General features: G+C 64.1%; 16 protein-coding genes and 1 pseudogene. 7 read left to right on the plus strand and 10 right to left on the minus strand.

Features of this window, described 5'->3' with window-relative positions; translation table 11 throughout:
- The first annotated feature begins 73 nt into the window (after positions 1 to 73).
- Entirely contained in the window at positions 74 to 1897 is a 1824-nt protein-coding gene (gene edd / locus EJ077_RS25450; protein WP_208697246.1) for a phosphogluconate dehydratase, read from the plus strand.
- A gap of 67 nt (positions 1898 to 1964) precedes the next feature.
- Here the strand turns inward: edd and EJ077_RS25455 are convergent, their stop codons facing one another.
- The 4 genes from EJ077_RS25455 to EJ077_RS25470 form a co-directional block, all read right to left on the minus strand.
- On the minus strand, positions 1965 to 3629 hold the full coding sequence (locus EJ077_RS25455; protein ID WP_208697248.1) for a vWA domain-containing protein: 1665 nt from the start codon (positions 3627 to 3629) through the stop codon (positions 1965 to 1967).
- A 108-nt stretch (positions 3630 to 3737) separates the two neighbouring features.
- Entirely contained in the window at positions 3738 to 4736 is a 999-nt protein-coding gene (locus EJ077_RS25460; RefSeq protein WP_245458552.1) for a GlxA family transcriptional regulator, read from the minus strand.
- Between the two features lie 28 nt (positions 4737 to 4764).
- Positions 4765 to 5664, minus strand: a complete 900-nt coding sequence (gene folD / locus EJ077_RS25465; RefSeq protein ID WP_135930399.1) for a bifunctional methylenetetrahydrofolate dehydrogenase/methenyltetrahydrofolate cyclohydrolase FolD — start codon at positions 5662 to 5664, stop codon at positions 4765 to 4767.
- Positions 5665 to 5847: 183 nt separating this feature from the next.
- Entirely contained in the window at positions 5848 to 8487 is a 2640-nt protein-coding gene (locus EJ077_RS25470; RefSeq protein ID WP_208697252.1) for a GumC family protein, read from the minus strand.
- Between the two features lie 199 nt (positions 8488 to 8686).
- Between EJ077_RS25470 and EJ077_RS25475 the strand changes: the two genes are divergently transcribed.
- Entirely contained in the window at positions 8687 to 9982 is a 1296-nt protein-coding gene (locus tag EJ077_RS25475) for a lipopolysaccharide biosynthesis protein (RefSeq protein ID WP_208697254.1), read from the plus strand.
- Positions 9983 to 9988: 6 nt separating this feature from the next.
- On the opposite strand, the gene EJ077_RS25480 is transcribed toward EJ077_RS25475, so the two are convergent.
- From EJ077_RS25480 to EJ077_RS25490, 3 genes are read right to left on the minus strand one after another with little or no spacing between them, the layout of a single operon-like run.
- Positions 9989 to 10915, minus strand: coding sequence for a DUF6492 family protein (locus EJ077_RS25480; RefSeq protein ID WP_208697256.1), 927 nt, complete (start codon positions 10913 to 10915; stop codon positions 9989 to 9991).
- Positions 10912 to 11718 (minus strand): WecB/TagA/CpsF family glycosyltransferase, encoded by an 807-nt coding sequence (locus EJ077_RS25485; protein WP_208697258.1) that lies wholly within the window; start codon positions 11716 to 11718, stop codon positions 10912 to 10914. Before EJ077_RS25485 ends, EJ077_RS25480 begins: the two co-directional genes overlap by 4 nt.
- Positions 11715 to 12887 (minus strand): glycosyltransferase family 4 protein, encoded by a 1173-nt coding sequence (locus EJ077_RS25490; RefSeq protein ID WP_208697260.1) that lies wholly within the window; start codon positions 12885 to 12887, stop codon positions 11715 to 11717. The genes EJ077_RS25485 and EJ077_RS25490 overlap by 4 nt, the downstream gene beginning before the upstream one ends.
- 170 nt (positions 12888 to 13057) lie before the next feature.
- On the opposite strand from EJ077_RS25490, the gene EJ077_RS25495 reads away from it, so the two are divergent.
- The 3 genes from EJ077_RS25495 to proC are packed head-to-tail and all read left to right on the plus strand — an operon-like array spanning position 13058 to position 16229.
- Complete coding sequence (locus EJ077_RS25495; RefSeq protein WP_208697261.1) at positions 13058 to 14056, plus strand: glycosyltransferase family 2 protein; 999 nt, start codon at positions 13058 to 13060, stop codon at positions 14054 to 14056.
- Positions 14025 to 15353, plus strand: a complete 1329-nt coding sequence (locus EJ077_RS25500; RefSeq protein ID WP_208697263.1) for an O-antigen ligase family protein — start codon at positions 14025 to 14027, stop codon at positions 15351 to 15353. The genes EJ077_RS25495 and EJ077_RS25500 overlap by 32 nt, the downstream gene beginning before the upstream one ends.
- Positions 15354 to 15413: 60 nt before the next feature.
- Positions 15414 to 16229 (plus strand): pyrroline-5-carboxylate reductase, encoded by an 816-nt coding sequence (gene proC / locus EJ077_RS25505; RefSeq protein ID WP_208697266.1) that lies wholly within the window; start codon positions 15414 to 15416, stop codon positions 16227 to 16229.
- A gap of 13 nt (positions 16230 to 16242) precedes the next feature.
- Here proC and EJ077_RS25510 read toward each other — a convergent pair whose 3' ends face one another.
- The 3 genes from EJ077_RS25510 to EJ077_RS25520 all read right to left on the minus strand — a co-directional run bounded on the left by EJ077_RS25510 (position 16243) and on the right by EJ077_RS25520 (position 18257).
- A complete protein-coding gene (locus EJ077_RS25510) occupies positions 16243 to 16635 on the minus strand; it encodes a type II toxin-antitoxin system VapC family toxin (protein WP_208697268.1) in 393 nt (130 codons plus the stop codon).
- Complete coding sequence (locus EJ077_RS25515) at positions 16635 to 16877, minus strand: type II toxin-antitoxin system VapB family antitoxin (protein WP_208697271.1); 243 nt, start codon at positions 16875 to 16877, stop codon at positions 16635 to 16637. The genes EJ077_RS25510 and EJ077_RS25515 overlap by 1 nt, the downstream gene beginning before the upstream one ends.
- Before the next feature lie 66 nt (positions 16878 to 16943).
- A complete protein-coding gene (locus tag EJ077_RS25520; protein ID WP_208697273.1) occupies positions 16944 to 18257 on the minus strand; it encodes an NAD(P)H-dependent oxidoreductase in 1314 nt (437 codons plus the stop codon).
- Positions 18258 to 18599: 342 nt separating this feature from the next.
- Between EJ077_RS25520 and EJ077_RS25525 the strand changes: the two genes are divergently transcribed.
- Together EJ077_RS25525 and EJ077_RS25530 are read left to right on the plus strand one after the other, a co-directional pair.
- Positions 18600 to 20006: a PTS galactitol transporter subunit IIC gene (locus EJ077_RS25525; protein WP_208697275.1), complete on the plus strand. Its 1407-nt coding sequence runs from the start codon at positions 18600 to 18602 to the stop codon at positions 20004 to 20006.
- Between the two features lie 70 nt (positions 20007 to 20076).
- Positions 20077 to 20537, plus strand: a pseudogene (locus tag EJ077_RS25530) (PTS sugar transporter subunit IIA).
- Positions 20538 to 20539: the final 2 nt, after the last annotated feature.

The raw sequence follows: 20539 nt of genomic DNA on the forward strand, positions 1-20539 counted from the left end.
CTTCAAGTTTACAAGTGGTCCCGGCAACGGCGGGAGGATGTTTCCGGGACCTCGCCTGAAAGGACCTGATGCCATGACCGCTAGACGCGACATCGAAGCCATCACCGAGCGGATTCGCCAGCGCTCCAAACCGGGCCGAGAACGCTATCTCGGCCGTATCGCCGAAGCGTCGAACCAGACCGCCAACCGGTCGGCCTTGTCCTGCGGCAACCTTGCCCACGGCTTTGCGGTGTGCAGCCCTTCGGAAAAGCTGGCGCTCGGCGCGGACAAGGTGCCCAATCTCGGCATCATTACCTCCTACAACGACATGCTGTCGGCGCATCAGCCCTTCGAGACCTTCCCGGCCCTGATCAAGGAGGCCGCGCGCGAGGCCGGTGGCATCGCCCAGGTCGCCGGCGGCGTGCCGGCGATGTGCGATGGCGTGACACAAGGCCAGCCGGGCATGGAGCTGTCGCTGTTCTCGCGCGATGTGATCGCCATGGCAGCCGCGATCGGCCTGTCGCACAACATGTTCGACGCCGCCGTCTATCTCGGCGTTTGTGACAAGATCGTGCCGGGACTGGTAATCGCCGCACTCACCTTCGGCCATCTGCCGGCGGTTTTCATTCCGGCTGGGCCGATGACGACAGGCTTGCCCAACGATGAGAAGGCCAAGGTCCGTCAGCTCTATGCCGAGGGCAAGGCAGGACGGGCCGAACTCCTGGAAGCCGAGTCCAAATCATATCATGGGCCCGGCACCTGCACCTTCTACGGTACGGCCAATTCCAACCAGATGCTGATGGAGATCATGGGCCTGCACACACCGGGCGCGTCCTTCGTCAATCCAGGCACGCCGTTGCGCGATGCCTTGACCCGCGAGGCGACGAAGCGGGCGCTGGCGATCACCGCGCTCGGCAATGCCTACACGCCTGTCGGCCGGATGATCGACGAACGCTCGTTCGTCAACGGTGTCGTCGGCCTGCACGCCACCGGCGGGTCCACCAACCACACCATCCACCTGATCGCTATGGCAGCGGCCGCCGGCATCGCGCTGACCTGGCAGGATATTTCCGATCTATCGGAGGCAGTGCCGCTGCTGGCACGGGTCTATCCGAACGGGCTGGCCGACGTGAACCATTTCCACGCCGCGGGCGGGCTCGGCTTCCTGATCCGCGAGCTGCTCGACGAAGGCGTCCTGCACGAGGATGTGCAGACGGTGTGGGGCGAAGGCCTGCGGCCCTATGCGGTTGAGGCAAAGCTCGGCGCCGACGGCAGCGTGGTGCGCGAGGCGTCACCGCGTGCCAGCGGCGACGAAAAGGTGCTGGCGCCGTTCAACAAGGCGTTCCAGCCGACCGGCGGCTTGAAAGTGCTGGCGGGCAATCTCGGCCACGCGGTCATCAAGACTTCGGCCGTCAAGCCGGAGCGACGCCTCATCGAGGCGCCGGCCAAGGTGTTCGACAGCCAGCAGGGGCTGAACGACGCCTTCAAGGCCGGCACGCTCACCGGTGATTTCATCGCCGTCATCCGCTTCCAGGGGCCGAAGGCCAACGGCATGCCGGAACTGCACAAGCTGACCACCGTGCTCGGCATCCTGCAGGATCGCGGCCAGCGTGTCGCGCTGGTCACCGACGGGCGCATGTCGGGCGCTTCCGGCAAGGTGCCGGCGGCGATCCATGTGACGCCGGAAGCGGTCGAGGACGGACCTATCGCGCGGATCCATGACGGCGACATCATCCGCCTCGACGCCGATGCCGGCACGCTGGAGGTGCTGGTGCCCGGGACGGAATTCGCGCTGCGCCGCACGGCCGAGGCCGACCTCATCGGCAATGAGTTCGGCTTCGGCCGCGAGCTTTTCGCTGGTTTCCGCCAGTTGGTGGGCCGCGCCGACCACGGCGCCAGCGCCTTCGGAACCGCCTGAGGCAAATCTGTGCGCATGAAAAAGGGCGGCTCGCGGCCGCCCTTTTTTCCGGTCGAAATCGCAATCCTTATTGCACCGTCAGTTCCACCCGCTCTCCAGCCTTCACGGTCACGGTGCCTTCCTTCTTGCTGTTGTCCGACTTCTCCGAGACCACCGCGTAATCGCCCGCCGCTATCGCCGCCTGATACTTCTCGTCATAGGCGTAGCCGATCGACTTGCGATTGCCATTGATGTCCTTCTTGGTCCCGAAAATCTCGATCTTGGAGGTGCCGGGCGCCGTGATTGCCAGCACGCCGGCATTCATGGCGACCTTGAGATCCTGGTACTCGCCGACCTTGACGCTGAAAGGCTGTTCCACGACGGCGAGGTCAACCGTCGCGATCAACACATAGTCGTCGGGCGGCAGGTCGAACTTGCTGTCGGGGCCATAGGCATATGTGACCTCGTCGCGGGTGCCATCGATCTTCTTCTTGGCCTTGAGCACCTTGAAGCCGACGCCTGAACCATCGGCCTTGTCGCCGCCGGCCGCATAATAGGCGTTGGCAACGACATGGCCGACGCCGACGATGATGTCCTTGTCTATCACCCTGCCGGCGGCGAGCGGGATCGTTTCGGTGACCGCGCCCTGTCCGATCGTGACGGTCACTTTCTGGTCGCCGGCCGGCAACACGGCTTTCGTGTCTCCATAATAGGTCGGGGGGTTGTCGGCCCCCGGATAGGCGATCACGACGGCCGCCCCACTGGCCACATCGGCGCCTTGGCTGGGACGCGGATGCAGGACGAGCGTGCCGGCATTCAAGGTGAACAGCGGCTTGTAGACCTGGCCTGCCTCGATCTTGATCTTCTGCTCCACCTTGGCCTCGCCGTCGCGCGCGACGATGACGTAGTCGCCGGGTTCCAGATTGGCTTTGTACTCGCCGTATTCGGTGGTGATGTTGTCGCCGCGCGTGCCGTCCGATTTGGCCTTGTAAACTTCCCAGGCATTGCCGTCGGTGACCGGATCGCCGCCCTCGGCCAGCACCACGGTCGGCATGAAATTGAACTCGGGCTTGGCCGGCTCCGGCGCTGGCGCCGGAGCGGGGGCCGGTGCCGGCTCGGGCGCCGGTGCTGGCGCCGAGACGGTCTCGACCAGCGCCTCCTGCAGCGCCTTCTCATCGGAAGCCTGGATGTATTTGCCGCCAGTGTTGTCGGCGAGGCAGGCGATCTGCTTGCCTTCGTCGGCGGTCAGGCCGAAGCCGACGACGTCGGCGGTGAAATCGACGCCGGAGGCTTCGAGTTCCTTGCCAAGCGCACAGGGGTCGCCGCCGCAGGTTTCGAGCCCATCGGTGATGAGGACGACCGTCGCCTTGTCCTCGGTGTATTTCAGCGCTTCGGCGGCCTGCTTGACGGCTGCCGTCAGCGGCGTCTTGCCGAGGAATTTCATACTGTCGGCGGCTGCCGCGATGGCGCTTGCCGAGCCAGCCTGAGGCGGCACGATGAGCTGGATGTCGTCGCAGCTGCCCTTCTCGCGATGGCCATAGGCCATAAAGCCGATCTCGTCGTCAGCGGGAACCGATTGAAGCACGGTCCTTAGCGATTCACGGGCAGTTTCAAGCTTGGGCTTGCCATCGATCTGCGCCCACATCGATCCCGACGCGTCGAGGATGATGATGACCTTGTTGGCGGCAAAGCCGAATGTCGTCATCGACAAAAGGAGAATCGCCGCAGCGACGCTCCGTGCAAATCCCGCCATCGAAATCTCCTGAGTTAGCCCCCTCGTCGGCACGTGAAAGCTATTTGACGTGGCGTCGGGACACAAGCCCGCAGGCATGGCGCCGGCATACCCGACCAGGCAAATCACTCAGTATGTCGTGCGGCGCTCTTCCGAGGGCGGCCGGCCAAATTGCAGCCGATAGCTCTGGGCAAAATAGGAATGCGAGGTGAAGCCGGTCGCGATCGCCACGTCGAGGATCGGCATATTGGTCTGACGCAGCAATTCACGCGCCCGCTCCAGCCGCAGTCGCATATAATAGCGCCCGGGCGTGACGTTGAGATGGCGCAGGAACAGCCGCTCCACCTGGCGCACCGAAAGGCCCGCCGACTTGGCGAGCTGTACCGCCGACAGCGGTTCGTCGAGATGGTCGGCCATCAGTTCGACGATGCGCCTGAGCTTCTCCGACTTGCCCGTCAGGTCACGCTCCGGCCCGACGCGCTGGCGGTCTCCGGCGGAGCGGATGCGCTCGTGCTGGAACTGGTTGGCGACGCCATTGGCAAGGTTGGAGCCGAAATCGCCACGCACGATCTCCAGCATTAGGTCGATAGAGGTGGTGCCGCCGGCGCAGGTGTAGCGTTTGCGGTCGATCTCGAAGACATTGCCCGTGCAGTTGATATCGGGAAAGCGCTCGACAAAGCCGGCGCGGTTTTCCCAATGGATGGTGCAGCGATAGCCTTCGAGTTGGCCGGCCTCGGCCAGCAGGTAGGATCCGACCGACAAGGCACCAAGCGCGTTGCCGCGCCGGCCCCAGCTTCGCAAGGCCGCCAGAACCTTGCTCTTGCCCGGAAATTCCGTCGTCAGGCCGACCGAAACGAAAAGAATATCCACCGGCGGCAGGTCGGCGACGGCGTAGTCGATCTTGAGCGGCAGGCCGTTGGAGGCCATCACCGGGTCGCCATCGGCGGAGACCGTCGTCCAACCATAGAAGTCGCGTCCAAGCAGGCGGTTCGCCGACCGGAACGTGTCGATCGCGGCCGCCAGCGAGAACATGGAAAACTTGTCGACCAGCAGGAAGGCGAACTGCCGGCCACCTTGAACGGGATCATCCGTGACCGGCCGTTCCGGGGAAATAGTGGGATTCGGCAAAGCTGCGGCTTTCAGGGTCAACCCGGGCTCAGAAGGAAGGCCGCTTCAATCCGGCCGCAAGGTAGGCCGAAGCTAACGTATTGGCCATCAGCATGGCAATGGTCATCGGACCGACACCGCCGGGGACCGGGGTAATCGCGCCCGCCGCCTTGGCCGCTTCGGCATAGGCGACATCGCCGACGAGACGCGACTTGCCCTCGCCCTTCTCGGGGGCGGGAATGCGGTTGATGCCGACATCGATGACGGTGGCGCCGGGCTTGACCCAATCACCCCTGATCATTTCCGGCCGGCCGACCGCAGCGACAAGGATGTCGGCCGTGCGGGCAAGCGCCGGCAGGTCCTTGGTGCGGCTGTGAGCGATGGTGACGGTGCAGTTGGCGGCAAGCAGCAGATTGGCCATCGGCTTGCCGACGATGTTGGAGCGGCCGACGACGACGGCGGTGAGGCCGGACAGGTCCTTGCCGCGCACGCGCTCGATCAGGAGCATCGAGCCGGCGGGCGTGCAGGGAACGAAGGCGGTGTCCAGTTCGCCGGTGCCGAGCTTGCCGACATTGATGAAATGGAACCCGTCGACATCCTTTTGCGGCGCAATGGCCTGGATGATCTTGCCGGCATCGACATGGGCGGGAAGCGGCAGCTGGACCAGGATGCCGTTGATGGCCGGGTCGGCGTTGAGCTCGGCGATGAGCTCGAGCAGTGCCGCCTCGGACGTCTCGGCCGGCAGCGTGTGTTGGAGCGAATGAAAGCCGCATTCCTTGGCGGTGCGGGATTTGGAAGCGACATAGACCTGGCTGGCCGGATCCTCGCCGACGATGACCACGGCGAGACCCGGCTTGGCCTTGCCCTTGGCGACCAACTCGGCGGTCAGCGCCTTGACCGATCGCACCACGTCTTCGGCAACGCTCTTTCCGTCAATCACTTCGGCCATGGACCACCCTCAATATCGTTCCGCTCAACGCTGCCTTTGGAAAATACAATGCAACGGCGCAGGCAATCTGCAGCGCGGCATTGTCACGAAAATTCAAGTTCGCAATCCCGTCAAAGCGCCGTTCCATGCCGTTTACGTGAAACCGGCACGGTTTTGTTCGGCCTCCACACCCTATCCGGTGGCTCAGAAGTAGCGGCGACGGGTGCGGTTTTCCGTGAGCTCGCGGACCGCTTCGCGGAATTCACGCAGGCTGGCGCGAATCTCTTCCACCGATGATTGTTCGCCACTTTCCTCGACCGGGATCGGCCTCGCATGCGCGGCTGGATGGGCCGGTGGTTGCGTGGGAGCGGGCGGCGGGTACGACATTTGCGCCGCATAGGGTCCCGCGGTGGGTTGGGTATAGGGATAACCCGCTTGTGACCGGGGCTGCGCCGGCGGATAGCCCATCGGCCGCGCATAGGGAGAGGACGGCAGTGGCGGAGCCGGATAAATTGCCTGTTGCGGCATCAGGGGCGAGCGCGAGGGCGACGCTATCTGACGCCCATACCCGGCCTCGGCGCCTGGCTGGAAAGGTGACTGCGAATAATCAAGGCCGGCCGCCTGCCGAGGCCCGAAACCGGGCTCCGGATAGCCAGGGAATATCGGAGCGCTGGCCGGCCGGCCGTTGTCGGCAAAGGCGGGTAGGGCGAACTCGCTGGAGATGTTGTCGTCAGCTTCGGCCGAGGGTTTGCGGGACATGGCCTTGCGCAGTCTCGACATGAGTGCGCCGATCCTCCCGGAGCCTTCGGCGGGAGCGGCTTCGGTCCTCGTGGCGGGCTGCGGCGGTGGCGCGGGAGGCGGCGATACAGGCACCGTCGGCATTGGCGGAGCGGGCGGGGGCTCCGCCCGGAATGCCTGCGCCTCAAGAGGCGCCCTCTGTTCATCCAGCTTGCGTTCGTCCAGCTTGCGCTCGTTCGGCTTGCGCTCGTTCGGCTTGCGCTCGTTCGGCTTGCGCTCGCGGCGTGAGCGCGAGCTTGCCGTCTCGCGCAGGCTGTCATAGGTCCCGCGCAAGGCGCCGAGACCAACACCCGCGGCAAAGCCAAGCAGCAGCCCGGCCAATGCCACCAAGGCCCGCGAGGGTCCATTTGGCTCAAGTGGGGCTTGTGCGGAGGTGATCACGTTGATGTTGGTCGTGTTGATGCCCGTCTGTTCACCCGTCTCCTTGGCGCGCAGAAGATATTGCTCGTAGACGGAACGCTTGGCGGTGGCCTCACGCTCCAGTTCCCGCAGGGCAACCAGGTCGCTGTTGACGTCGCCGCTTTGGACCTTGGCCTGAGCCAGCCGAGACGCGAGGTCCTGTTCGAGTTGGACCGCGCGCTTCAGATCGACCTGCAGCGAAGAGGCGATGCGGCGCAATTCATTGGCAATGCGCTCGCGCGCGCCGGCAATCTGGGCGTCGAGAGCCTGGAGCTCGGGATGGCGCGGCCCAAGCCGAACCGCGGCGCGATCGGCCTCCTGCTTCAGCGTCGCATATTGCGAGCGCAGATCGCTCATGGTGTTGGAGTTGATTTCTTCCGGCAACGTTCCGGTCAGAACGGAGTTGACGTCCAGCGAACGCGCCGACGCCGCCCGGGCATTGAGTTCCAGCGTGCGGGCGCGGGCGACGGAGAGCTGCTCGTTGAGCTTCAGCATCTGATCGTCGCTGATCAGATGGCCTTGCGCGTCGACGAGACCATGCGTGGCCCTGAAATCCTCGACCTTGCGCTCGGCCGCCTCGACCCCCTTGCGCAGATCGTCGAGCTTGGACGTCAATTCGTTCGTCGCGCGTCCGGCCATGTCGGACTGGTATTTGGCGGCCTCCTGCTGAAAGACGGTCCTCGTCGTATTGGCGATGAGCGCCGACTTCTCGCCGTTCTGGGTTACAGCGCTGACGGAGATCACAAAAGTCTTGCCGGTGCGTTCGACCGACAGGCTCTTGGCCAGATTGCCAACGGCCAGCGCCTGGCGGCGAACCTCATCGACACCGCCGGGCCCATCGTGGCGTGACACAATCGAGCGGATAAGCGACATGACGCCGAGGCCGCCGGAACCCTGGCCGTTGAACTCCGGATCGTTGACGAGATTGAGATTCTTGACGACCTGATCGAGAACGGTGCCCGAGGTGAGCATCTTGATCCGGGTTTCGACGACGGCCAACGCGGCATCGGGCTGGCCTACCGGTTGGGTGAGATCGCGGTCGGAAAGCTTCAGGTCGCCCGGCTCGATGATCAGTTCGGTCGTGGCTTCGTATTTCTTCGGCATCGACAGGGCAATGGCAATGCCGAGCCCGGCGCCTAGTATCGTGGTCGCGATGATCAGCAGCTTCGACCTGGCGACGCCCCGAATGACCAGCATCGGATCGATCAGTGGCTTCCATTGCTGATCGTCCGCACCGCCGTCGGAGGACGTATCGGCTCCGTCCGTGGCGCGAGATCCGATTGCATCACGAGCGCGACCCGTCCCTGAAGGTTCTTCCGGCGCCGGCCTTGCGCGCGGCATGTCGGGTGGCAAATCGCCGGCGCCGGTCTCCGCGCGGGAACGCCAGGCGTCGTCGGCCTCAAGCGGCTGCTCCCCGTCAGGAGGGAACGGCGCGGCGTCACCGGCGGCAAGCGGCGGCGGGCTCGCCTTGGTCTCGCGCCGGGAACGGGCCAGGCGATGGCGCGTGGCGGCATCCTCGCGCCATGAAGGATCCGCGCGATCTCCTATCGACACCAGCGAAGCATCGTCCTCGCCACGTACGGCCTCGCCAAGCGCCAGCAAGGAGCGCTCGCGCTTCCAGTCCTCACGGTTTTCCCTGTCGACCATTGTCGTGGAGCTTTACTCTTGGCCGCTTGGGAGCGGCGGTCGGCCATTCGTTAAGCCACGCTAAACAGGCATAGGAAACAAAAGGTTAATTTCCGGAAGAGGATGTCGGTAATTCACGTCAGGGTTGCAAGAATTTCAACGAGCCTGAAAGCTTCAGAACGGCACGTTAAACTTTCCAACCTATGCATTTCCTTGACCTATGACTGAGGCGAGCGACATACCGCAAAGGCGGACCTTCGCGCGGATCGGCACCTTCATGGCCGAACGACGGGGGCTGGTGCGCGACTATTTTTCGGCGATCAGCGGCGCCGGCGGGCGACTGGTGTTTTCACTCGCCTATTTCATAGCGCTCGCCAACACGCTCTCGATCGCCGAATTCGGTATGTTCGCCACCGCTTCGGCGGCTGGTGTCATGCTGTCGCGAATCCTGGCCTTCGGGTTCATTTCGGCGCTCTATCGCACCGCTACCATCCGGCCCAATCTGATCGGCACCTTCACTGCCGGCTTCCTGGTGCTCGGCGCCGCCTCGCTGCCGCTTTTGGCCGCCGCCTCGTTCGGCGTCTACCTGATCTTCTTTGCCGGCACCGTGCCGCTGTCGGTATTCACGGCGATCGTCTTCGCCGAGGCGCTGCTGTGGCGGCCGGTGGAAGTGGCGCTGATCGTCAACAACGGGCTGGGCAAATTCGGCCGTGCCGCCATACTGGCGATCCTGGCCACCGCGCTGCGCGCGCTTGGCGCGGTGTTGTTCATGCTCTCGGCACAGCACAGCATCTGGGTGTGGTCGTGGTTCTACATCGGCGCCAACGCCGCCTCGCTGCTGCTCGCGTTTGGATGGTTTTATCCTCGCCAGAGGCTGCGGCTGCGCGTCGAGCTCTATCTGCGGCGGCTCGCCGATTCGATCTATGTGGCCGGCGCGGAGGTGCTGTTCTACCTGCAGATGGAGTTCGACAAGCTGCTGGTGCTGGCGATCGGCGGTCCGCATCTGGCCGGCATCTATGCCATCATCATGCGCCTGGTCGACCTGACGGCAATCCCCATCCGCACCTTCTCGATGATGCTCGTGCAGCGCATGATGCGCGCGCCGGAACTGCTGTCGCGCCTTGCGGTCAAGAGCGGCATCGAGGGCGGTGTGTTCGCGGTCTCGACCCTGGCGCTGGCGGCGCTTGGCATCGTGCTGCATTTCTTCCCCAACGCGCTCGGCAGGAATGTCTCCGAGGCCGCGCCCCTGGTGGCGCTCGCGATCTGCGTGCCGGGACTGCGCAATCTGGTCGAATACCAGGCCGAGCTTCTGTTCGCGCGCGGCCAGACGCTGGTGCGGGCGCTCAATCTGGGCCTGCTCGCCGCCCTCAAGGCACTGCTGCTGACCTATGTGCTGACCACCATTACCGATACGTCTGATCTGGTGCTGTCGCTCAACATCGTCTTCCTGCTGCTCTATCTCGCGTCGATGCTGCTGACCTATTCGGCGCTGCGCCGACCGGCGAAGGCAATCTAGGACAAGTCAGCGATCAAGCCCGATCAGGCGTCGGATGCGGCCGATATCGGTACCGATGAAGGACTGCATGCCGATCGCCACCTGCTCCGGCGCCATGCTGGCGACGAAGCGGCGGAACTCGTCGTCCGACAGCGCCTCGCCTGTCCAGTGGACACGGCAGAATTCCTCCGAACCGTGGAAGTGGCCGGCTCCGTCCAGCAGATCATCGACATAGCGGCCGTAGATCATGCATTCGGAGAATTTGCGCGCCCGGCCGATCACTTCGACCCAGTTGCGGCCATGCACCTTCTCAATCTGGCCGCACATGGCAAGCACCGTATCCCGGCGCCAGGCGATGAGCGTCGAGATATAATCATGCGCCGATGTCCGGGACGGATCGATGCCGAGCGCGGCGCCGGCATTGCGCGACCACACGCGATGCTCGTCATGGCCGTCATCGGCGAGCACGCCGTGGCGGCGGAACAGGCGCGCCCTGCCAGCGCGCCAGAAGACACCGCAATCGAACGCCTTCAGGAACGCGACGTCGGAATCGCAGAAGATCAGCACGTCTTCCCTGGCGTGCGCCGATATGGCGATACGGCGCAGTTGCTGCACGTGCCAGCCGCGCAGCGGCTGGGTCTTCATGCTGAGCCAGACGCGCCGGCGAAACAGGCTGAACGGATCATCGAAGGCGCGCAGCCAGCGCGGCAGGAGATCCCGCTCATCGACGATCGAGCGGCGGCTGGTCGCCAACTGACGGAAAAGCGCGAGGTCGCGATGTTCGACCAGAATGTAGTGGTGCGCGGCGCCCGAGACATGGCGGTCAAGCGTTTCGCACAGCAGGCGGCAGCGCTCGAAATCCGGGGCGTAGCTTGCCGTCACCACCGCCGCCGTCGGCGCCTTCGGCAACAGGGCCGGGCCGGCCAGCGGGTCTGGAACGAAGCGCTTGTTCAACGAAACTCTCCGGGAGCATCTGCGACGGCCTCGGCGCCGCGAGACCATTTCTGCTTGACGACCCGCCACAGGAACAGGGGGTTGCCGACCACGTAGCGGCGCCAGAGCCGGCCTGGCTCGACCGCCAGCCGGAACAGCCACTCCAGCCTCAGGCGGCGCATCCATAGCGGGGCGCGCGGCACCGAGCCGCTCAGGAAGTCGAGCAGCGCGCCGACCGCGACCGGCAGCGTGCAGTGACGTTCGTCGATGTGGCGTTCAATCCACAGCTCCTGGCGCGGCACCCCCATGGCGACGAGCAGCATGTCAGGGCGCAATTTTTCGATCCGGCCGATGATCTCCGGCTCCTGTGCGGAGGAGAAATAGCCATCGTGAACGACCACGAAGCTGTGCTGCACGGCAAGCGCCGCCAGCTTCAGCGACGCCGCCTCGGCGTTGACACGCGTCGCACCGAGCAGCCCCACGGTCAGCGGCCGCTTGGAAGCCTGCAGGAAGGCGGGCACGAAATCGGTGCCGTTGAGATTGTCGGGGAATGCCGCGCCGTAGAGAAGCTTCGCGGCGAGATCGACGCCGATGCCATCCGGCAGGATGAGGAAATCGTCGAGCGCCTCGGCGAAGACCGGGTCGGTATAGGCGATGTTGGCATTGTGAGCGTTGAGGAAGCTGACCTTGGTGAAGCGCTTCTCGGCAAGCAGGCCGTTGAGCAGGGTGATCGCATCGTTCCAGCGGATGGCGAGCACCGGGATGCCGAGGATCATTTTCAGACTGTCGAGCCCGAACGCGGCGCGGGCGGCGTGCATGTTCATGCAAACACCTCCTGCCGGACGGCGCCGATTTTTTCGAGACCGACACGAATCGCGGCGTCGAGCGCCTTGACCTGCTGGCGATGGAAGGTGCTGCCATCGACATCGTTGATATCGGCCGCGGCAGCCTCCAGGGCTTGGGCGAAGCCGGCCGGATCGTCGGTGACCACGCAATTGGCGGGGCGATGGTCGATGCCGCGCAGCGAACGGCTGGTGGCGACCGAGGGCAGGCCAAGCTCGAATGTCTCGATGGTCTTCAACTGTACGCCGCTGCCCGCGGTGCTGATCAGCGGAATGACGGCCGCGCCAAGGACGAAAGCCCGGGCATCCGGAACGCGGCCGACAAATTGGACCCCCGGATGCGTCGAGGTGACGCCGGAAGGCTTGTGGCCCGCGATGCGGATGCGGAAACCAGGCCGCAGATGCGGCACCACCTTGCCCAGGAACCAGTCGAGCCCGATGCGGTTTGGTTGCCAGGTCCAGGTGCCGATCAGCGCCGCGTCGCAGTCGATCGGGCGCCGGCCTTTCCGGACGGGCGCCGTGTCGCCGGTTACCAGCGGCAGCACCGCGGAGCGGTCATCCGAGGCGACGCCGAGCGCCAGGCGATCCTCCTCGGCCAGCGTGAAGACGAAGCGCGCGCCGCGGCAGAGGCGCTCTTCGACGAGCTTTAGCAGCCTTGCCTCGCGACGGAACAGCAGGCGTTGGAAAATGCCGCCGGCCGCACCGGCATTCTCGCGGGCCGAGAGATGCTCGACATTGTGGGCGACGAAGATCGAAGGCCGGTCTTCGAAGAGCTTTTCGAAAGCGCCGGCGAACTGCACGGAATTCAGGACATAGCCATCAAATGGACCGGCTCGTTCGATAGCGGCCTGAACATCGTGGTCGGACACCGTACGCAACTTGACCGACGCGAAGGTGAGGCCCGAAAATATCGCCTTGCCGACCCAGGCGAGTTTTCGCAGCGGCGAAGCACTTTCGGTGCGCACGTCGATCGCACCAAGCACCACCGTATTTTCGGGATCTATCGCGGTTTTCCCGGGCCAAGTGAAGCCGATGACCGTCACGCGCGCGCCGGCGCGCCGCAAGGCGGCGATGATCGCGGCATTGGCGATCTCGTAGCCCGAGGCGAGAGCACCGTCGGGCACGATCGATGTGGCGAACAGCAGATGCATCTCACTATCCTGTGGTGTAGCCGGTAGCAAAGCGCGGTGAAGCCTTGATTAAACGAGCACGATCAACGCCCCAAAGCCCATGCCTGGCGGGCCACTCCGTACAAGGTGATTAACGAAACCTTATCATCGTGGTGCTACCAGAACGCGACTCAAGGCGCGGCTGGATACGGATGATCCCTTTGCCATCGGACGGTTCGGTATCGATCGCGGGACGGTCTCCCCGGCTCGACGCGGAGGCTGTCGAAGCGATCGTCACCTTGCCGACCTTCAAGCGGCCCGAACAGGTGCTGGAGACGCTGGCGTCGCTGCGCCAGCAGCAAACCGGCAGGCGCTTTGCCGTCATCGTCATCGAGAACGAGGCCGAGGCGCGTGACGGTGCCAAGGCCGCGCTGCCGCTGTTCGAGCGCGGCGAGATACCGGGCATGGTCATCATCGCGCATGAGCGCGGCAATTGCAGCGCCTATAATGCCGGCTGGCAGACGGCGATCCTGCATTTCCCCAACTTCAGGCATCTGCTGGTCATCGACGATGACGAGATCGCCGATCCGCAATGGCTGGAGCGGATGTGCCGCGTGGCCGAAACGCTCGGCGCCGATATCGTTGGCGGCCCGCAGGTGCCCGTCTTTGCCGATCCTGCCCACGCGACATGGGCCGAGCATCCTGTCTTCGCGCCTCCCTACCGGGAGACGGGACGGGTGCCCGCACTCTATTCGTCCGGCAATCTTCTGATCGGGCGTAACGTGCTGACAGCGATGGGGCCGCCCTTCCTAGACCTGAAGTTCAATTTCATGGGCGGCGGCGACGCCGACTTTCTCAGCCGGTCGGCGCAAAGGGGCTTCGTGCTAGGCTGGTGCGCCGAAGCCAAGGTGCGGGAGACCGTTCCGGCCCGGCGCGTCGAGACCGACTGGATCCGTGCCCGCAGCCTGCGCAACGGTGTCATCTCGACGCTGGTGGAAAAGAAGAAGCGCGCCGGCACGCCCTTCGCCGGTGCCAAGGTGTTCGCCAAGAGCCTGGCGCTCCTTGCCGCCTCGCCGCTTCGCGGCATGATGCGGCTGGCGCGCACGGGATCGCCGGCGATCGCCATCTATCCCGTCCATGTGGCGCTCGGCCGCGTGCTGGCCGAATTCGGATACGCCAATGAGCAATACCGCCAGCCTGAGAAAAACTGAGCGCGCCCCGCTCAGCGCCGCGTTCACGCGCGACGGCGTCGCGACCGCGATCGCGGCGCTGCTGTTCACCGTCATCATGGTGTCCTTCCGCCCGTTCCAGCCGGCCGGCGCCGAACTCACCGGCGAAGGTGGCGACATCGTCAATCAGCTCGGCTTCGGTTCGCTCGGCGCGGTTTCGATCTTCGCGCTGATGGCCTTCGCCGATCCGCGCGTCGTGCGCTCGCTGCTCAGCCCGTCCTGGATGCTGATGCTGGGCTTCTTCTTCCTGTCGGTGGTGCTGGCAACCGATCCGCCCTCGGCCATTCGCGCGGCGTCCTTCACCATGATCGGCATCCTGACGATGGCAACGATCCTGGCGCTGCCTCGTGACGCCGAGGCTTTCGCCAGGGTCATCATCTTCACCGCCGTCGTGGTGATGGGCCTATCCTATCTCGGCCTCATCGCCTTTCCGCACGAGGCAATGCACACCGCCGACTCGCAGGAGCCCGAACATGCCGGCCTGTGGCGCGGCGTGTTCACCCACAAGAACATCGCCGGACCCATCATGGCCTGCTTCAGTTTCGCCGGCCTTTATCTCTATCGGCGCGGTCAGCGCTGGTGGGGCGCTGGCATCTTCTGCGCGGCGATGATCTTCATGCTGCACACTGGCTCCAAGACCACAGACGGGCTTGTGCCATTCTCGATCCTGATCGTGATGTTTCCGAGCCTGATGGGCATGCGGCTCGGCACGCCGATCCTGTTTGCGCTGGCGATCATCGCCACGGCGGTTGGCACGCTGGGCATCGTCTTCCTGCCGCCGATCAAACATCTGGCGGCGATCTATTTTCCCGACATGACCTACACCGGCCGCACCACGCTGTGGGAGTTCGCCGGCTCGATGCTGGCGAAGAAGCCGTGGACCGGCTACGGCTACGAGAGTTTCTGGGGCACGCCGCTGCTGTTCAACCAGGACCAGCCCTTCGATCGCCCCTGGGACATCAGAACCATCGTGCACGGACATGACGGCTATCTCGACATTGCCGTGCTGATGGGCATCCCCGCCCTTTGCGTGGCGGTCTACACTTTCCTCATCGCACCGCTGCGCGACTACATGCGCATTCCGCAGCGCAAGGAAAACATCTTTCTCGGCGACTTCTTCATGATGGTGGTGCTGTTCACCGCGCTCAACGCCTTCCTCGAGAGCTTCTTCTTCCATCGCGGCGATCCGGTCTGGCTGTTCTTCGTGCTCGGCGTGCTCGGCCTCAGGCAAGTGTCGCTGCGGCCGATCGCGGTGCGCACGCCCGTCCAGCGGTCCTGAGAGGGCTTCCCCACCGATCCGCGAGCGTCTATGTCATGGCCTTTCCTCGGAGAGCTCTCGATGACGATCAGGCTTGTTCTCGCCGGCTGCGGCAATATGGGTTACGCCATGCTCTCCGGCTGGCTGAAGTCCGGCAAACTTGCACCGTCGGCGGTTTTCGTGGTCGAGCCCAACGCGGACCTGCGCAATCGGGCCGCCGCACTCGGCTGCGGCACCGCGGCGGAAGCCGAAGCCATCCCAGTGGATGCCGTGCCTGAACTCGTCGTCATCGCGGTGAAGCCGCAGGTGATCCGTGACGTCACCGCAGCCTACAAGCGCTTCGGCGACGGCCGCACCACTTTCGTCAGCATTGCCGCAGGAACGCCGTCCGCCACCTTCGAGCAAATCCTCGGCAACCGCGCGCCGATCGTGCGCTGCATGCCCAACACGCCGGCTGCCATCGGCAAGGGCATGATGGTGGTGTTTTCCAATCCCCTGGTTTCCGACGACGCCAGGCGTTTCGTCGCCGACCTGCTTTCGGCCAGCGGCGAAGTGGCCACCATCGATGACGAGAGCCTGATGGATGCGGTGACCGCCGTGTCCGGATCGGGTCCGGCCTACATCTTCCATTTCATAGAAGCGCTGACCGTGGCCGCCGAGAAGGCCGGCTTGCCGGGGGTGACCGCCAAGCTGCTTGCCATGCAGACTGTCTACGGCGCCGCGTCGCTCGCCGCCGAAAGCCGTGAGGACCCGGGTGTGCTGCGCCAGCAGGTGACCAGCCCCAACGGCACGACGGCGGCCGCGTTAGGCGTGCTGATGGGCGAGGACCGGCTGACCAAGCTGCTCACAGACGCGGTGGAAGCGGCGCGGCAAAGGTCGATCGAACTGGGGAAATAAGCGGAACGTCCCGCTAGGCGAGATCGGTGTGCGAAAAGTCGTTGCCTTTGTAGAGCAACGCCGACCCGTGGCTCTTTGCGCACGCGTAGGACAGGCAATCGGCAAGATTGAGCTGCGCGGGATGCCCACGCCCCTTTCCGTAGTCTGAAAACGCCTGGATCGCGAGCTTGGCATCACCGGCGTCGATCGACACAACTTCGATTTCAGCCTCCTGCAGAAGCGCCTCTATCGCCATTTCCGCGACCGCCGGCTCGATAGCAAACATCGTAGAAAGCCGCATCGACGCTTCGAGCACCACCAGCGCCGACGTAATCTTGCGTGGTGCGGCCGCGATCCGATTGCTCCACTCGCCGGCATCCGCTTCTCCCGAAAGAATTGCGACGATCACGGAGGTGTCGACGAACATCAGGGATGTCCCCACATGTCGTCGATTTCATCCTTGCTCACAGGTCGGCCGCCTTGACCGGCCTTGGCTTTAAGTTCATCGGCGATTGCAGCCAGCCGCTTCGCCAGGGGAATGTGCCCACTTTCCCGTTTCAATTCAGACTCAAGCGCTTCGATAACCGCTTCGGTCATCGAAATCTTGCGTTTGGCGGCGAGGCGCTGTGCCAGTTCACGTGCACGCGGGTCCCTGATCTGGAGGTTCATTGGTCGATCCTCAGCGACATTTGCCACTACAATGTAATGCATTTGTCATGACGACGCCACCGCGACCTATTTTCCGTACAGCATCTCATCCTGTAGACGGCGCAAGGCGAAAAGCCTGGTCGTCCGGTCGGGCGCTGCATTTTCGGTGGTGAACAACTCGCCTTTCCTGACCGGCTTCAACACCTTGCCGCCCTCGAGCAGGCCGACCGGGACGGCGCGCTGGGCGCGCGCTTCGCCGACGGTCATCGTCCAGGAGCGATAGCACGTTTCGCCGATCGCATCGAAGGTCTCGCCGACGGCGAGATCGCGCTTGGCAACGGCGCAGACCTCGGCAACCGGCCGCGGCAGCGGCACCATGTCCGGTTTGCCGAACAGCACGATGCGGGCGGCGGTGAGTGGCACTTCCAGCGACGTCAAATGGTAGGGCCGGAACAGGCTGTAATAAGGGCCGTGGCCGATATGCAGGTCGTCCATGCGCTCGATGATGCGCGGATGCGTCGCCTCGACGATGACGAAGACGCCAGGCGCCACACCCTTGCCGATGGTGTAGTCGACGACGCCCTTTTTCAGCAGGAGGCCACCGTCCTCGCGCGGGATCAGCACCTTGACGAGGTCGTCGCGGTCGGCTCTGGGACCATGCATGCCGGGCACGTCGGGCACCAGCCCGGTGGCGTTGGCGATGGCGCACATCTCGACCATGGTCTTGGAGCCGTCGACGAACTCGACCAACATGCGCGGGTTCATGTTGCGGCGGATCGCTTCCTCGCGATAGTCGTCGGGCACAGCATCATGGTTGAGCGGGTTGTTCTTGCCCTTGCCGGCCGAGACGATGGTCAGGCCGAGGGCCGACGCAAATTCGATCAGTTCCATGCAGCTCGACGGCTCGTCGCCAGCGCCGACCGAATAGACGACGCCAAGCCGGTCGGCCTGCTGCTTGAGATAGCAGCCGATGGTGACGTCGGCCTCGACATTCATCATCACCAGATGCTTGCCATACTCCATCGCCATCAGGTCGAAATCGGCGGCTACGCCGGGCTTTCCCGTGGCGTCGATAACGACGTCGATCAGTGGATTGGTGACCAGCATCTCGTTCGAGGTGATGGCTATTTTTCCCGCCTCGATCGCCGCAGTGACTTTCGATCCGGTGTCGGCTTCAACCGCCATCGCCTCATCGCCATAGGCGATGCGGATGGCATCGCGCGCGGTGTGTGGACGCCGGGTCGAAACGGCGCAGACCGCAATACCCGGCATCAGCATGCCTTGCGTGACGAGGTCCGTGCCCATTTCGCCAGAGCCGATGACGCCGATGCGCACAGGGCGGCCCTCGGCGGCGCGTCTGGCGAGATCGCGGGCAAGTCCCGTCAAGGCGACATTGGTCATGCAGGGATGTCCACAGCTTCTTGATTCGAGGCCGGATTAGCAGGGACGGCTCCGTTGTGCCAACGAAACCGCTCGCGACCGGCGATTTCCAATGGAATCGCCGGAAAAGGGCGCATTCGCCGCAAATTATTGGCCCAAAGGGTTGCCAATTGACATTGTCGTGAACAGCCCCAATAAAACATTCGTTTTCTAACAAAGGCAAATGTTCACTCCGAAACACCGCTCGGATGAGCATTCCGCCTCTCGTTAGATTTGGGGAGGCCTTTGCGCCAAGGCGCGGCAAAGGCGTGGACGAGTAACGGAGCACCTTCGGGCAGAGCCCGTGGCTCCAGGGGAGGAAGAATGGATACTCTACTCGCTGGCCTCAAGGGGGCCATCGACACGCTCGGCGCGACAATCCTGCTGCCGATCGTCATTTTCATCATTGCCGTAGTTTTAGGCGCCAAGGTCAGCAAGGCGTTTCGCGCCGCCGTCACCATCGGCGTCGCCTTCATCGGTATCAACCTTGTGCTTGGCCTGATGTTCACGTCGATCGGCGACGTGGCCAAGGCCATCGTCACCAACACCGGCATCCATCGCGACATCATCGATGTCGGCTGGCCCTCGGCGGCGGCGATCGCCTTCGGCTCATCGGTCGGGCTTTGGGTCATCCCGGTCGGCATCCTGGTCAACATCGTGCTGTTGCTGACGCGCATGACGCGCACGCTCAATGTCGACGTCTGGAATTTCTGGCACTTCGCCTTCGTCGGCTCGCTTGTCGTCGCCGCCACCGACAATCTGGCCTACGGCATTGCGATCGCGGCGCTCGTCGCGGCGCTTTCGCTGCTTTTCGCCGACTGGTCGGCGCGCGCGGTGCAGCAGTTCTACGGCGTTCCCGGCATTTCGGTGCCGCATCTCGCCTCGGCGCAGATCCTGCCGATCGCCATCATCCTGAACTGGATCATGGACCGTATTCCCGGCATCAACCGCATCAACATCAACACCGAAACCATCGAGCGCCGCTTCGGCGTGTTCGGTGAACCGGTCGTGCTCGGCCTCATCATCGGCCTCGTGCTCGGCGCCATCGCCTTCTACAATGCGGGCGATCTCAGTGTGGTCCTGGCCAAGGTGCTGGGCACCGGCATGACGCTGGCTGCGGTGATGCTGCTCCTGCCGCGCATGGTGAAGATCCTGATGGAAGGCCTGCTTCCGGTTTCCGACGCGGCGCAGGAATTCGTGCGCAAGCGCACCGGCGACCGTGAGCTTCTGGTCGGCCTCGATTCTGCGATCCTGATCGGCCATCCCGCCGCGATCTCGTCGTCGCTGATCCTGGTTCCGATCGCGATCATCCTGTCGGTGATCCTGCCGGGCAACCGCGTCATCCTGTTCGCCGACCTGGCGGTCATCCCGTTCATCGTCGCCATGACCGCGCCGCTGGTCAAAGGCAATGTGTTCCGAATGGTGGTGATCGGCACGGGGACCTTGGCGATCGGCTTCTATGTCGCCAATGCGCTGGCGCCGCTGTTTACCAGTGCTGCGGTCGCGTCGGGCTTCAAGCTGCCGGCGGATGCGCTGCAGATCACCTCGGTGGTCGACGGCTTCCTGTGGGTGCCCTATGTGATCATCGAGGCAATCCAGGGGCTTGGCCTTATCAGCATCATCATCATCGCGGTGGTCATCGCCGCGCTGTTCGTGCTCTACCGGCGCAATACGTTAGGCTGGGAGCGGGCAGCAGGCGCCGAGGACGAGCCGGCCGAAGGCACCGCCTGAGCCTTGGCGGCTTCAATCTGAAACGATCGTGCGCCCTTCCCGGGCGCACGATTCATCGACGGAGCAAGACATGTCCAACGGCCTCATGCAGCTTCTTGATCCCGAGGCGATCGTGCTCGGATCCGATGCCTCGACCAATGAGGAGATCATCCGCATCCTCGCCGGGCGGCTCGAGGCGCTTGGCTATGTCAAAAGCTCCTATGCCGACGCGGTCGTGCGCCGCGAAATGACCATCCCGACGGGATTGCCGCTGGAGCGCCCCGACAATGTAGCGGTGCCGCATACCGATCCAGAGCATGTGCTGAAGCCCGGCATCGCAATGGGCACGCTCAAGCAGCCGGTGACCTTCGCCAACATGGAAGACCCCGACGAGAAGCTGCCGGTCGGCTTCGTCTTCCTGCTTGCCATCAATGACAGGGACAAGCAGATTGAAGCGCTGCAATCCGTCATGGAGACCACCAGAATCCAGATGCATTGGACGCCTTGAGGTCGGCCAGGAACCTCGACGACGTGCGTGCCGTGCTCGGCTGATA

This window comes from Mesorhizobium sp. M8A.F.Ca.ET.057.01.1.1 (assembly GCF_003952565.1).
Lineage (GTDB): Bacteria > Pseudomonadota > Alphaproteobacteria > Rhizobiales > Rhizobiaceae > Mesorhizobium.

Coding starts and splice junctions, on each gene's coding strand:
- EJ077_RS25510 (WP_208697268.1), bottom strand. CDS start 16,635: ATGTTCGTCGACACCTCCGTGATCGTCGCAATTCTTTCGGGAGAAGCG.
- EJ077_RS25455 (WP_208697248.1), bottom strand. CDS start 3,629: ATGGCGGGATTTGCACGGAGCGTCGCTGCGGCGATTCTCCTTTTGTCG.
- EJ077_RS25495 (WP_208697261.1), top strand. CDS start 13,058: ATGATCCCTTTGCCATCGGACGGTTCGGTATCGATCGCGGGACGGTCT.
- folD (WP_135930399.1), bottom strand. CDS start 5,664: ATGGCCGAAGTGATTGACGGAAAGAGCGTTGCCGAAGACGTGGTGCGA.
- EJ077_RS25490 (WP_208697260.1), bottom strand. CDS start 12,887: ATGCATCTGCTGTTCGCCACATCGATCGTGCCCGACGGTGCTCTCGCC.
- proC (WP_208697266.1), top strand. CDS start 15,414: ATGACGATCAGGCTTGTTCTCGCCGGCTGCGGCAATATGGGTTACGCC.
- EJ077_RS25520 (WP_208697273.1), bottom strand. CDS start 18,257: ATGACCAATGTCGCCTTGACGGGACTTGCCCGCGATCTCGCCAGACGC.
- EJ077_RS25475 (WP_208697254.1), top strand. CDS start 8,687: ATGACTGAGGCGAGCGACATACCGCAAAGGCGGACCTTCGCGCGGATC.
- EJ077_RS25485 (WP_208697258.1), bottom strand. CDS start 11,718: ATGAACATGCACGCCGCCCGCGCCGCGTTCGGGCTCGACAGTCTGAAA.
- EJ077_RS25515 (WP_208697271.1), bottom strand. CDS start 16,877: ATGAACCTCCAGATCAGGGACCCGCGTGCACGTGAACTGGCACAGCGC.
- EJ077_RS25470 (WP_208697252.1), bottom strand. CDS start 8,487: ATGGTCGACAGGGAAAACCGTGAGGACTGGAAGCGCGAGCGCTCCTTG.
- EJ077_RS25525 (WP_208697275.1), top strand. CDS start 18,600: ATGGATACTCTACTCGCTGGCCTCAAGGGGGCCATCGACACGCTCGGC.
- edd (WP_208697246.1), top strand. CDS start 74: ATGACCGCTAGACGCGACATCGAAGCCATCACCGAGCGGATTCGCCAG.
- EJ077_RS25500 (WP_208697263.1), top strand. CDS start 14,025: ATGAGCAATACCGCCAGCCTGAGAAAAACTGAGCGCGCCCCGCTCAGC.